This window comes from Mesorhizobium sp. M1169 (genome assembly GCF_040318345.1).
In the GTDB taxonomy this organism is placed as follows: domain Bacteria; phylum Pseudomonadota; class Alphaproteobacteria; order Rhizobiales; family Rhizobiaceae; genus Mesorhizobium.
In genome coordinates this window covers 1-12,754 of sequence record NZ_JAMYME010000044.1, presented here as the reverse complement: position 1 = coordinate 12,754, position 12,754 = coordinate 1, and the positions used below count along the sequence as shown (strand labels likewise).

Annotated in this window: 13 protein-coding genes; 6 read left to right on the top strand and 7 right to left on the bottom strand. The window is 63.0% G+C overall.

Going from position 1 to position 12,754, the window contains the following annotated elements; genetic code table 11:
* Positions 1–13 precede the first annotated feature (13 nt).
* From NKH41_RS28620 to NKH41_RS28610, 3 genes are all read right to left on the bottom strand, one after another.
* The gene (locus tag NKH41_RS28620) at positions 14–1,102 is read right to left on the bottom strand and encodes a hypothetical protein (RefSeq protein WP_352935159.1); all 1,089 of its coding nucleotides are present in this window, start codon (positions 1,100–1,102) and stop codon (positions 14–16) included.
* 216 nt (positions 1,103–1,318) lie between these two features.
* Positions 1,319–1,708: a c-type cytochrome gene (locus NKH41_RS28615; RefSeq protein ID WP_352770902.1), complete on the bottom strand. Its 390-nt coding sequence runs from the start codon at positions 1,706–1,708 to the stop codon at positions 1,319–1,321.
* Between the two features lie 127 nt (positions 1,709–1,835).
* Positions 1,836–2,447 (bottom strand): thymidine kinase, encoded by a 612-nt coding sequence (locus NKH41_RS28610; protein ID WP_352770904.1) that lies wholly within the window; start codon positions 2,445–2,447, stop codon positions 1,836–1,838.
* A gap of 236 nt (positions 2,448–2,683) precedes the next feature.
* Here NKH41_RS28610 and NKH41_RS28605 point away from each other — a divergent pair, with 236 nt between their 5' ends.
* The 3 genes from NKH41_RS28605 to choV all read left to right on the top strand — a co-directional run bounded on the left by NKH41_RS28605 (position 2,684) and on the right by choV (position 5,770).
* The gene (locus NKH41_RS28605) at positions 2,684–3,619 is read left to right on the top strand and encodes a choline ABC transporter substrate-binding protein (protein WP_292660734.1); all 936 of its coding nucleotides are present in this window, start codon (positions 2,684–2,686) and stop codon (positions 3,617–3,619) included.
* Positions 3,620–3,737: 118 nt separating this feature from the next.
* Positions 3,738–4,592 carry a choline ABC transporter permease subunit gene (gene choW, locus NKH41_RS28600; protein WP_254819158.1) on the top strand — a complete coding sequence of 285 codons (855 nt, stop codon included), beginning with the start codon at positions 3,738–3,740 and terminating at the stop codon, positions 4,590–4,592.
* A complete protein-coding gene (gene choV / locus NKH41_RS28595; RefSeq protein ID WP_352540993.1) occupies positions 4,589–5,770 on the top strand; it encodes a choline ABC transporter ATP-binding protein in 1,182 nt (393 codons plus the stop codon). The genes choW and choV overlap by 4 nt, the downstream gene beginning before the upstream one ends.
* 235 nt (positions 5,771–6,005) lie before the next feature.
* On the opposite strand, the gene NKH41_RS28590 is transcribed toward choV, so the two are convergent.
* On the bottom strand, positions 6,006–7,415 hold the full coding sequence (locus NKH41_RS28590; RefSeq protein WP_352770906.1) for an ATP-binding protein: 1,410 nt from the start codon (positions 7,413–7,415) through the stop codon (positions 6,006–6,008).
* The gene (locus NKH41_RS28585; protein ID WP_352469721.1) at positions 7,412–8,128 is read right to left on the bottom strand and encodes a response regulator; all 717 of its coding nucleotides are present in this window, start codon (positions 8,126–8,128) and stop codon (positions 7,412–7,414) included. The genes NKH41_RS28590 and NKH41_RS28585 overlap by 4 nt, the downstream gene beginning before the upstream one ends.
* Before the next feature lie 237 nt (positions 8,129–8,365).
* Between NKH41_RS28585 and NKH41_RS28580 the strand changes: the two genes are divergently transcribed.
* From NKH41_RS28580 to clpS, 3 genes are all read left to right on the top strand, one after another.
* Complete coding sequence (locus tag NKH41_RS28580) at positions 8,366–8,710, top strand: hypothetical protein (RefSeq protein ID WP_352469825.1); 345 nt, start codon at positions 8,366–8,368, stop codon at positions 8,708–8,710.
* Positions 8,711–8,746: 36 nt separating this feature from the next.
* Positions 8,747–8,962: a hypothetical protein gene (locus NKH41_RS28575; protein WP_352450529.1), complete on the top strand. Its 216-nt coding sequence runs from the start codon at positions 8,747–8,749 to the stop codon at positions 8,960–8,962.
* 258 nt (positions 8,963–9,220) lie between these two features.
* Positions 9,221–9,526 (top strand): ATP-dependent Clp protease adapter ClpS, encoded by a 306-nt coding sequence (gene clpS / locus NKH41_RS28570; RefSeq protein ID WP_352540995.1) that lies wholly within the window; start codon positions 9,221–9,223, stop codon positions 9,524–9,526.
* A 172-nt stretch (positions 9,527–9,698) separates the two neighbouring features.
* Here the strand turns inward: clpS and NKH41_RS28565 are convergent, their stop codons facing one another.
* Together NKH41_RS28565 and NKH41_RS28560 are read right to left on the bottom strand one after the other, a co-directional pair.
* On the bottom strand, positions 9,699–11,786 hold the full coding sequence (locus NKH41_RS28565) for a hypothetical protein (protein WP_352770908.1): 2,088 nt from the start codon (positions 11,784–11,786) through the stop codon (positions 9,699–9,701).
* Positions 11,787–11,789: 3 nt separating this feature from the next.
* On the bottom strand, positions 11,790–12,754 hold a 965-nt coding region (locus NKH41_RS28560; RefSeq protein ID WP_352935155.1), incomplete at its 5' end, for a DUF4159 domain-containing protein.

Below are 12,754 nucleotides of genomic sequence, written 5' to 3'. Positions count from 1 at the left end.
GCACGTGCAGCAATTACGACTGCACGTAATTTGCCGAATTGTGCTTCTTCATCACATCGTCGAAGCGGCGGGCGAAGGCATCGTCGGCGAGCTTCTTGCGGCGCTGGATGTCGGCGGTGGCGACCATGTTTTTCTCGTGCATTTCAAGCAGATCGCCGATGTGCTTTTGCGAGGCGGCACCAATGCCGGCCATGGTCTCTTCGGCGGTATTGTCGACCTGGCTGCCCAGCGTGTTGATCTTGTGGGCGACATCCTGTTGGGCGGCGGTCTTCAGCGAATCTTCCAGCGCCTTGTACAGAACGATGCGCTGCTCGGTATCGATGGTCAGTTTGTTGATCAGCGTCGATTGCGCCGCGATCTGGTTGTTGAGGGAATCGACGAAGGTCTGGAACATCGAGGTGTAGCGCTCCAGCGTCTGGCTTTCGGCCAGCAATTCCTGCTCCTTGGCCTGCTTTTCGTTGTATTCCGTGGCCAGTTTCGAGCGTTCGCCTTCAAGCTGCGTGCGCTCCTTCTGGCTGGTCGAGGCGGCGATCTTGTTCTCGATGTCGAGCAGCATCGGGTTGAGTTCTTCGATGCGTTTCTGCACGGTCTCGAGATTGGACATGGTGGTCTTGCGGCGCTCGATCACCTGCGACAGGCTGGCCTCGGAGGTCTTGTAGCGCGTGTCGAGAACCTGCTTCTGCGCCTTGAGGATGCCGACGATGCTGTCGGATTTCGCCAGCAGCTCCTGCAGATTGCCGGCCAGCGACATGTTGCGGACGCGGTCGGTGCGCAGGCGCTGCTTGCGCTGGCTGGAGAAGACACCGACGAAATTTTCCCAGCCGGTGTAGTTCTTCATGCTCTCGAATTCGGCGCCGAAGACGTTGGTGGCGTCCTCGAGGCCGATAATCAGGTCGGCGATATTGCCTTCCATCACCTTCTGCTGCTTCAGCACGTCCTCGATGCGGGCATTCTCGATGTCGAAATTGGCGTCGCCGATCTTCTTGTCGGCGGTGGCGAGCGTGTCGAGCACAGTACCGGACTGCTCGATCTTGGTGCGCATGTCCTCAACGACCTGCTTGGTCTTGGCAATCTCGGCGTCGAAATTCTGCAATGTCGCCATTGGGGCCTCCCGCTTCGGCATCGGTTTCGTTTCGCAAACCGCCGCGAATATATGTGCCGGGTTTGGCGAATGAAAGACGGAAGACATGGGATTACAGGAAAACAAAAGAATTTCAGGAGGCCGACCGCAGGATAGTCAGGCAATGATTACGGTGTAACCGCCGTCCGGTCAGACACCGCTTCAACCGCGGCTGGACTTTAGGTCGGGGAGCGACGCTCAGGGCTTGGGATCGGCCTTGAGGTAGGCGATGACATTGGCGATGTCGTCGTCGCTGGTCAGGCCGGAGAAGGCCATTTTGTTGCCGGGGACCTTCTGCCGCGGCGCGCGCAGGTATTCGGCGAGGATTGCTTCGTCCCAGACCAGGCCGGCGGCGCCGGCGTCCTTCATCCCCTGCGAGTAGCGGCTGAGATAACTGTCCGCGGTGCCGGCGGTGCGGCCGACGACACCCAGCAGATGCGGGCCGACCTTGTCGTGGTCGCTCGTTGCCTCATGACAGGCCACGCATCTGTTGAAGACTTTCTTGCCGAGAGCGGCATCGCCGTCGGCATGCGCGGCAAGAGCGCCGGCGATGAGGAAAGCAGCGGCAGACGAAATGGCTCGAAGCATGGGAACTCCCCGACGGCTCTGGCTGAGAGGTTCTGAAATAGGAAGCAGGCCTTAAACAAGCGCCACACGATGGCGCGATTGGCGAACGAATGTCGGCCGGGAGGTCGGATGAAGGCAATAGCGCTGGTCAGGTTCTGGTGAAGCCGATGAAATCGTCGGGCACGGCGCGGCCCATTTCCTCTTCCCAATGGCGGCGGCAGAGCGAGACATAGACATCCTTGCCGATCGCCACCTGTTCGCCCTGTTTCGCCACCTTGCCGTCGGCGCCGAGGCGCACCACCATCGTCGCCTTGCGGCCGCAACGGCAGATGGTGCGCACCTCGCGCAGGTCGTCGGCGATTGCCAGCAGGGTGCGCGATCCGGAAAACAGCTTGCCCTGGAAATCGGTGCGCAGGCCGTAGCACATGACCGGGATGTTCAGCCGGTCGGCGATGCGGGCGAGTTGCCAGACTTGCTCCTCTTCGAGGAACTGCGCCTCATCGATGAAGACGCAATGGACCGTGGCGTGGTCGTGATGCTCGGCGACCCGGGCGAACAGGTCGTCGCCGTCGCGGAACATCTCGGCTTCCGTCTCCAGGCCGATGCGCGACGAGATCAGCCCGGTATCGCCCTTGCGGTAGTGGCCGGCGATGAACAGCATCGTCGTCATGCCGCGCTCGCGGTAATTGTACGAGGCCTGCAACAGCATCGTCGTCTTGCCGGCATTCATCGTCGCATAATGGAAGTACAGCTTGGCCATACCGTCCTTTTAAGCCGAGTTGCAACAAAGCGGGGAGGGGGAGCGCCTACATTCCACCGGGAAAAGACGACTTCCATCCGGAAAGCGGCGGGCGTGTCGCTGATCGGCCAGCCTGCGCCGTTGTTCGTGATTGCCTTAGTGCTTGAAACCGCAGCAGAATGATGTTTGGCTGACGGAACAAAGGCGGAGATAAACCGTCGCTTCGCTTCACCGAGAACTGAAATGGGAGAATTTTCATGTCGCGTATGAGTTCATTCGTCGCCGGCCTCGGCCTGGCGGCTTTTCTATCCACGACTGGGGCCTTCGCCGGCGATCCGGAAAGCTGCAAGACGGTGCGGCTGTCCGATGTCGGCTGGACCGACATCCAGGCGACCACCGGCGTCGCTTCGGTGCTGCTCACGGCGCTCGGCTACGAGCCGCAGGTGATCCAGCTTTCGGTGCCGGTGACCTATGCGTCGCTGAAGAACAAAGACCTTGACGTGTTCCTCGGAAACTGGATGCCGTCGATGACCAACGACATCAAGGACTATGCCGCCGAAGGCTCGGTCGAGACCGTCAGCGAAAATCTCAGCGGTGCCGGCTACGGCATCGTCGTTCCGACCTATGTCGCCGATGCCGGTGTCAAGACGCTGACCGATCTCGGCAAGTTCAAGGACAAGTTCGACGGCAAGATCTACGGCATCGAGGCCGGCAATGACGGCAACCGCATCATCCTCGACATGATCAAGGATCCGAAGACCAATCTCGAAGGCTTCGAACTGGTCGAATCTTCCGAGGCCGGCATGCTCACCCAGGCCGAGCAGTCGATGAAGAACAATGAATGGATCGCCTTCCTCGGCTGGACGCCGCATCCGGTGATGGGCGCCATGAAGATCACCTACCTCGAGGGGATGGGAGATAGCGGCTTTGGTGCTGCCACCGTGCATACCAATGTACGCAAGGGCTACATGAGCGAATGCCCGAACGCCGGCAAGTTCATCGCCAATCTGAAGTTCAACCTCGACATGGAAGGCGAGATGATGGACGCGATCCTGAAGGGCGGCGATGCCAATACGGTCGCGACCGACTGGCTGAAGAAGCACCCGGACGCGGTCGCTCCCTGGATCGCCGGCGTCACCACCTTCGACGGCGGCGATGCGGCGGCTGCGGTGAAAACGGCGCTCGGAAGCTGACCCGACCATCTGGCATGACGAGACAAGGGGCAGCCACGGTAGAAATGGCTGCCCTTTTTCGTATCCTGTGACAAGATGACCGTCCGGCGAAGGACGGCGCCGGCAGAAGAGGGGCTAGATGGATCCGATCTCCAAATTCCTGGTCAGTTACAAGATTCCCATCGGGGCATGGGGGAAGGCGTTTTTCGGCTTTCTCACCGACAATTTCGACACCATCTTCAGGGCTTTTTCCAACAGCCTCAACTTCCTGCTCGACGGCATCGTCGACGGGCTGCTGTTGCTGCCGCCGGTTCTGCTGATCGCGCTGATCGCTCTGCTCGCCTATTTCCTGCAGCGCTCGAAAGGCCTGGCTTTGGCGGTATTCATCGGATTGCTGTTCATCCTCAACCAGAACCTGTGGAAGCAGACGGTGGAGACGCTGGTGCTGGTGGTCGCCGCCGCCGCCGTGTCGATGGCCATCGGCGTGCCGCTCGGCATCTGGGCCGCGCACAAGCCGAAGGTGTATCGCGTCATGCTGCCGGTGCTCGACCTGATGCAGACATTGCCGACCTTCGTCTACCTGATCCCGGTGCTGACCCTGTTCGGCCTCGGCAACGCGCCCGGCCTGATCGTCACCATCATCTTCGTCATCCCGACCTCGGTTCGGCTCACCCATCTCGGCGTCACCTCGGTGCCGAAATCGATCGTCGAGGCGGGCGAGGCATTCGGCGCCACCAAGCGCCAGCTGCTGTGGAAGGTCGAGCTGCCTTCAGCGCTGCCGACCATCATGGCTGGGCTGACCCAGTCGATCATGCTGTCGCTGTCGATGGTGGTGTTCGCCGCCCTGATCGGCGCCGGCGGCCTCGGTACGGAAATCAACCGGGCGCTCGGTTCGCGCAGGATCGACCTCGGGCTTGAGGCAGGGCTCGCCATCGTCGTGCTCGCCATCGTGCTCGACCGGATGACGCGCATCGGCGTGGGAGGCAAGAAATGACCGTCGCCGTCGATTTCAGGAATGTCGACATCGTCTTCGGCGCCGACCAGGCAGGCTCGCTGGCGCTGATCGACAGTGGTGCCACCCGAGCCGAGATCCTCGAAAAAACCGGCAACGTACTGGGCTGCGCCGGCGCCAGCCTCACCGTGAACGAGGGCGAGATCTCGGTGCTGATGGGGCTTTCCGGCTCCGGCAAATCGACGCTGCTCAGAGCCGTCAACCGGCTGAACGTCGTCTCGCGCGGCCAGGTGCTGGTCAAGGATGGCGACGGCACGGTCGACGTCGTCACCTGCGACGAGGCGACGCTTCGGCGGCTGCGGCAGAAACAGGTGGCGATGGTGTTCCAGCAGTTCGGCCTGCTGCCGTGGCGCACGGTGGAGGAGAATGTCGGCCTTGGCCTCGAGCTCGCCGGCGTACCCGAAGCCGAGCGCAAGGAGCGGGTGAACAGGCAACTGAAGCTGGTTCATCTCGACCAGTGGTCGAAGAAATATGCGCATGAGCTGTCCGGCGGCATGCAGCAGCGCGTCGGCCTGGCGCGCGCCTTTGCCACCGAGGCGCCGATCCTGCTCATGGACGAGCCGTTCTCGGCGCTCGATCCGCTGATCCGGACCAAGCTGCAGGACGAGTTGCTGCAGCTCCAGGCCGAGCTGAAGAAGACCATCATCTTCGTCAGCCACGACCTCGAGGAGGCGCTGAAGATCGGCACCCATATCACCATCATGGAAGGCGGGCGCATCGTGCAAACAGGCGCGCCGGAAGACATCGTGCTGCGGCCCGCCAACGACTATGTCCGCGACTTCATCGCCAATGTGAACCCGCTCTCGGTGCTGACCGCGTGGAACGTCATGCGCGACCGACGCGACCTCGAACATGGCGAGAACGGCTGGGTGTGGCTCGACCGGCGCAGGACGACGCGTTTCAAGATCGACGAGCATGGGCTGGTGGCGGCGGCCGAGCGCGACGGCAAGCCGGCGGTCTGGGTGTCCTGCGCCGATGTCGAAGCCCAGCCGGAGGAGACGGCTCAGGTATTCTGGGCCAATCCCGGCACCTCGCTGAAGACCGTGATGCTGGCCATGCATCGCTCGCAGACCGCACCCGTCGCGCTATTCGACGAGCAGTCGCGCTTCGTCGGCGCCATCGGCGTCAGGGATGTGTTGAGCGCGGTGCTGCGAAGATAGTTTTTCTCCTTGGGGAGAGAACCAAGACCAAACGCCGAGTTCTGTCGCGCCCCCTCTGTCCTGTCGGACATCTCTCCCACTTGGGGGGAGATCGGCGGCTTCGCGGACGGCTCTCACATTCCAACGTTTGTAATTGGCGAAATCGGCGATGACGGCCAATCTCCCCACCTGTGGAGGAGGTGTCCAGCAGAACAGAGGGGGCGCGAAGGAACGCCGGCTTAGCCCGATACGCAAGCTAAACCGCCAGCGGCAGGCGCAGCTCCGTCATCAGGCCGCCATCGGGATGGTTGGACAGGCTGACTTCGCCGCCGGCGCTACGGGCGATGTTGCGGGCGATGGTCAAGCCGAGGCCGAGGCCGCCGGTCTGACGGCTGCGCGACTGTTCCAGGCGCACGAACGAGCCGAACACGGCGTCGAGCTCGGCTTGCGGGATGCCCGGACCCTCGTCATGGATCGCCAGCGTGATTGTCTTGCCTGATTGACGCAGGCTGAGATGCGCCCTCTTGCCATAGTTCACCGCGTTCTGGACGAGGTTGGTGACACAGCGCCGTAGCGCGACCGGCTGCGCGACGCAGATCAGGCCGCGCGAGCGCGCGTCCTCATTGTCGAAGGAGACCTCGTCGAAGCCGTCGGCGATCGATTCTACCAGCGACCAGAAATCGATCCTCTCGCTCTTCTCCTCGGTCACCTCGAAAGTGGCGAAGTCGATAACCGAGCTGGCAATGCCTTCGATGTCGGCGAGGTCGTGCGCCAGTGCGGCGCGCACGGACGAATTCCTCAGCAGTTCGAGGCGCAGCCGCATCCTGGTCAGCGGCGTGCGCAGGTCGTGCGCCAGTGCGGCGGCAAGATGCTCGCGGTCCTCGACGTAGGCGCGCAGTCTTGCCTGCATGGCATTGACCGCCTTTGCCGCGGTACGCACCTCGCGGCTGCCGCTCTCGGCGATCGGCGGGCTCTTCAGGTCCTCGCCGATCCGCTTCACCGCGGTCTCCATCATCCGGTAAGGCGCCGTCAGCCGGCGCAGCGACCAGATCGAGGAAGCCACCACCAGCCCGGCGATCAAGGCATAGAGTGGCAGGCTATCGAAGCTCAGTATCGGCCCGGCCGGCGTGTTCGGCTCGGTGAAGTTCAGCCATTGGCCGTCGGCAAAGCGAAGCGAAGCGGTCAGCTTGTCGCTCTGGGCGAAATCGGCCGCCAGCACCAGCAGGTCGCGCTCGACCTGGCCGATATCGGGACCGGCGACCGTCCCGCCGGGAGCGTCGGCTTCGTGCGTTGCCGGGTCGCGGCGGACCCGCGCGTCGGTGATGCCGAACTTCGATAGCCGTCCGACCAATATGTCCTCCAATTCGGCCAGCTCGTCGTCGCCGGCTATCGAGGAAGTAACGGCGGGCGTGTTGGAAACGGTGAGCGCATAAGTGGCGTTGAACAGGCCGGAGGCCGTCGCCTTGCGCTGTTCGGGGGTGGCGTCATGCATCAGCTGTACCAGCGAGAAGGCGCGGTCGTTCAGCCGATAGAGATCGACGACGTCATTGGCGGCGGCACGGTCGCGCGAAACGATGTAGAGGGTCGCGATCTGGCTGATCAGCAGGCCGGCTATGACGATGAGCAGCACCCAGACCGGCAGTGTTTGCGGCAGAATACGTCTCATTCGGCGGTCGTCTCAGGCAGGAACTGGTAGCCGCCGCTGCGCACAGTCAAGATCAGCTTCGGCGTTTTCGGGTCATCCTCCATCTTGCGCCGCAGCCGGCTGACCAGAATGTCCACGCTGCGGTCGAAACTGTAGCCGCTGTCGCCGCCGGACAGCTCGATCAGCTGCTCGCGGCTCAGTACGCGTTGCGCGCTCTTGACGAACGTCTGCAGTAGATTGAATTCGGCCATCGTCAGCTCGATCCTGACGTCGCCGGGCGCCATCAGCCGGCGGCGCGAACAGTCCATCGTCCAGCCGGCGAAATGGTAGATCTGCCGCGAGGCCGCGCGTCGCGGTTCGGCGGCGCCATTGCGTCTCAAGACGGCACGAATGCGTGCGAGCAGCTCGCGCGGATCGAAGGGTTTCGGCACGTAGTCGTCGGCACCCATCTCCAGCCCAACCACGCGGTCGGTAGTTTCGGTAACCGCGGTCAGCATGATGATCGGCGTCGAATAATTGGCGCGCAACTCGCGGCAGAGCTCCAGCCCGCTCTTGCCGGGCAGCATGACGTCCAGGACGATCAGGTCGACCTGGGCGCGGCGTAGGATGGTCTCCATCTCGGTGCCGTCGGCGGCGACCGATGTATGCAGCCCTCGCTTCTGGAAAAATTCCTGAAGCAGGTCGCGAATGCCCTTGTCGTCGTCGACGATCAGTATGTGGGGGTCGGATTTCACAGGGAACCTGTCATTTGTGGATCGCCCAAGCGCTGCTTCGGCTGTCAGCCAGACGATAGAATTCAGGCCATAAGTTGGCCAGTGGAGATCGGCGGCCCGATCCGGGCTGCCCAGAAACAATCCAGAAACAAAATTCTACAATCCGGAAAAACTGCCGAAAAAAATCAAAGGCATAAGTGGTGCCGTGGCGGTCAGGTCATCGGCTGCGACACGCGTTACGGGATTACGGACAGACCAATGCAAAGGTTCTCGATCAGTCTGATGGGTGCGTTGCTTTCCATTTCGCTCGTCACGGTCGCGGTCGAACATGCCGATGCAAAACTGGCCGATGCGAAGGTGGCCAATGCAAAGGCGGCCGATGCAAAGGTGGCGACCACCCGCAGCGAGCGTTGCATCGATCTGAACCGCCAGTTTGACGAAGCCCTCGAAACCCATGCCGCGGCAACGCAGGTCACCGCGGCGAAAGCACTTCAAAGAAAGGGAAACCGGTTCTGCGCCAACAAGAAACAGGCACAGGGAATCCGGATGCTCGCGAACGCTTTGAAGCTGCTTGGAGTGACACCGATCGATCCCGTTCAGTGACACTCAATCCGATCTGCACAAAAAGGAAGTGAAGCCATGAAAAAGTCCCTCCTCTCCGCCCTCGGTCTCGCCATCGCGCTGGCCGTCTCGATGCCGGTTCTCGGCGCCAGCAGCGCCAATGCCGCGACCACCACCCCGGCTGCGACGACAACGACGACCGCTGCGCCGGCCAAGGCCGTGAAGAAGGTCGCTGCCAAGAAGACCGTCAAGAAGCACAAGAAGCACGCGGTCAAGGCAGCTCCGAAGGCCTGATCAAGCGACATCTTTCTACCCTATGAGAAGACCGCTCCAGTTGCGATTTGCCTGGAGCGGTCGTCTTTTTTGTTGCGTGCATACAATAGGGCCAGTCCCGGCCCACACCGCCCAGGTGAACGCCAGCCGGCAGTTCCCACATAGGCACGGATTTGTGAACTGCGCTCGCCGGCAAGCCGATCGCGCGCGGTTGAATGGACGACCGCTTTTGCCCATGTCAAAATGACCGCAAAGCTGTCGTACGCAATTGCCGGTCCAATGCCTGAAATCACGACAAAACCCCGTACCAGCACGAAGCCGAAGGTCGAACGGCCGAAGCTCTACAAGGTCATCCTGGTCAACGACGATTTCACGCCGCGCGAGTTCGTCGTGACGGTGCTGAAGTCCGAGTTCAAGCTCAGCGAAGACCAGGCGCATAGGATAATGATCACCGCGCACCGGCGCGGCGTCTGCGTTGTCGCCGTCTTCACCAGGGATGTCGCCGAGACCAAGGCGGCGCGGGCAACCGATGCCGGCAAGGCCAAGGGCTACCCGCTGATGTTCACGACGGAGCCGGAGGAGTAGGGCGGTTCGCTTTCTTCCTTCTCCCCTTGTGGGAGAAGGTGGCCGCGCGAAGCGCGGTCGCATGAGGGGTGTTCCAGCTTGGCAACGACGGCACTCCGTCCAACACCCCTCAACCGTCTTGGCGCTGCGCGCCAATCAACCTTCTCCCACAAGGGGAGAAGGATAAACCGCGTTACCGCCCTTCGCGGTACCACATCGAGCCCATCGCCAGAAGCAGCAGGCCGAGGCCGAGGAAGCCGCCGAACAGCGGCACGCGCGAGACGGCCTTGAGTACGCTGTCGTCGGTGGTGCGCAGGCCGATCCAATCATCGCCGGAGGCAGCGCCCGAGGAACGGACCGGGACTACGGATGGCAGCGTGACGGTGCTGGTGAGAGTGCCAAGTGCTGAGGCCGGCGCCAGCCGGCGAACGCTGCCGCCGGTTGCCTCAGCCGGTGGTTTCAGCCGGTTCTCGGTGGAGACGACGTCGGTGAATTCCGGGGCGTTGACCGGCCCGACATGGGCCAATGCCGTCAGGTCGCCATTGCCGACCTGATAGAGACCGATTTCGTTGGTCTCGACGCTGCCGAGGAAGACGCCTGGTTCGGATTTCTCGAGCCTGACGATCAGTGCCTTGCCGGACGGCGTGATGACTTGCGCCGGGCCGGGGTCGTCGCTCATCGTCTGGCGGCGGATTTCAAGCACCATGCCGCGGCCGTCGGCGGTCAGCCGCTCTTCCTCGAGTTCGGGCTCCTTCATCAGCCAGTGGGCGATGCGCCGGTAGAGCTGGACATGGGGGCCGCCGCCCTCGAAGCCGCGCGCCCACAGCCAGCCTTGGTCGGACAGAAGCATGCCGACGCGGCCTTCGCCCTTGCGATCGAGCAGCAGCAGCGGCCGGTTGTCGGCGCCCTTCATCACAACCTCGCCCTCGGGGTTCTCGACGCCGATGGTGCGGAACCAGCGGCTCCAGTGCGGCGGCTCGGTCGCGGAGCCGTCGAGCCCGCGCGTTACCGGATGACGCTGGCCGGTATCGGTGAGGCGCGGATAGAAGGCCTTGTCGATGACCTCGCCGGTCGGCATTGCCGGCAGCGCCGACATCAGCGGCGTGCGGGCGATCGAGCTTTCGCCGGCATATTCGGGGCCTGCCGCGATCAGCAGCGCGCCGCCCTTTTCGACATATTCGGAGATATAGTCGTAATAGAGGATCGGCAGTACGTCGCGGTGCTGATAGCGGTCGAAGATGATCAGGTCGAAATCCTTGATCTTCTCGACGAACAACTCGCGCGTCGGGAAGGCGATCAGCGACAATTCGTTTATCGGCGTGCCGTCCTGCTTTTCCGGCGGGCGCAGGATAGTGAAGTGCACGAGGTCCACCGAAGCGTCGGATTTCAGCAAATTGCGCCAGGTGCGCTCGCCCGCATGCGGTTCGCCGGAAACGAGCAATACGCGCAGATTTTCGCGAATGCCGTCGATCAGCGCGATGGCGCGGTTGTTGGTGTCGGTGAGTTCGCCCGGCTCGTGGTTGATGGCGAGTTCGACAATGTTGCGCCCGGCGCTGGGAATGGTCACCTGCAGCGGCATCGCCTGGCCGATGTTGGCGTGCTCGACCGATACCTGCTCGCCATTGACCGATACGCGGACATCGACCGGGCCGGTTTCGTTGTTGGTGGCGATGACGCGATAGGTCATGTCGAGCGGCTTGCCGACGAGGCCGAAGCGCGGCGCATTCTCGAAGCGAATGCGACGGTCCTTTTCATGCTCGTTGCCGGTAATCAGCGCGTGCAGCGGGGCATTGAAATCGGGTGCGCCGGACGGCGCGTCATGCACCTCGCCATCGGTGATCATGATGGCGCCGCCGATGCGCGATGGCGGCACGTCGCGGAAAGCATTTTCGAGCGAGGAAAACAACCGCGTCTCGGTGCGCTCGTCAGCGGCTTCGGACTTGCCGGCTTCGACGACACGGACGTCGAACTGCTTGAAGCGGCCGAGACGCTGCTGAAGCCCGGCCAACGCCGCGTCAGTCTGCTTGGTGCGGTCGCCGATATCCTGGCTCTGGCTGCGATCGACGACGACGGCGACGATGCTTTTCAGCGGCTCGCGCTCTTCGTCGAGGAACACCGGATTGAGCAGCGCCGCAGCCAGCGCAATCAGGGCTGCCAGGCGGAAGACCGCGCCGCGCTGGCGAAACCAAAGGCCGGCGAGGGACAGCAGCAGCAGCGGCACCAGAACCACGGCGAGCAGCGGCCAGGTGATGAGCGGTTCGAAGGCGAGCGACCAGTTCATGGTCTATTGCCCCAGCCGTTCGAGCAGCACCGGGACGTGCACCTGATCGGATTTGTAGTTGCCGGTCAGCATGTACATCATAATGTTGACGCCGGCACGCAGCGCATAGATGCGCTGCATCGGATCCGAAGGCACCGTCGGCAATAGCGGGTCGCCATTCTCGTCGACGGCCCAAGCGCCGGCGAAATCATTGGCGGTGATCATGATCGGAGAAACGCCGTCGCCGGTGCGCACCGGGCGGTTCTCGGTGTTGCTGGCTTCGAGCGATGCCTCGACCCAAAGCGGGCTGCCGGCAAAACGGCCAGGAAACTCCGGAAGGATATAGAAGGATTTGGTCAGCACGTGGTCCGACGGCACCGGCTCCAGCGGTGGCACGTTGAGGTTGCCGAGGATGTCGCGCAGCCGCTCCGTCGCCGGGCTGGTCGAATCCGCACCAATGCCATTGGCGAACTGGTCGCGGGTGTCGAACAAGACCGTTCCGCCCTGCTGCATGTAGGCGTCGATGCGGGCGATGGCGGCCTCGCTCGGCGTCGGGGCCGAGGGATCGATCGGCCAGTAGATCAGCGGGTAGAAGGACAGTTCGTCCTTCGAGATGTCGACGCCGGCCGGTGCTCCGGGTTCGAGCGCGGTTTTTTCGATAAGAAAGCGGGTCAGGCCTTCGAGCCCGGCGCGGCTGATCGAATCGACACCCGGCTCGCCGGTCAGCACGTAGGCGATCCGGGTCTTTGAAATGTCCCCGATCGCCTCCGTATCTCCCGGTTTGGCGTCGTCGGCACGCGCGACGTCCGCGTGGCCAATCAAGGCGCCGAGCGCAATCAGCAGGACGGCTGCCGTCGCCGCCGCGCCCGCCCCGCGCCGCCCGCGCGCCAAAAACCCCCCCCACCCGAAAAAAGCCAACCTGGGGGGCACCCACAGCCCCCCGGCGGCCCGGACCAACGGGCCGGTTAGGGTGGGGGGCGGGGGGGAGG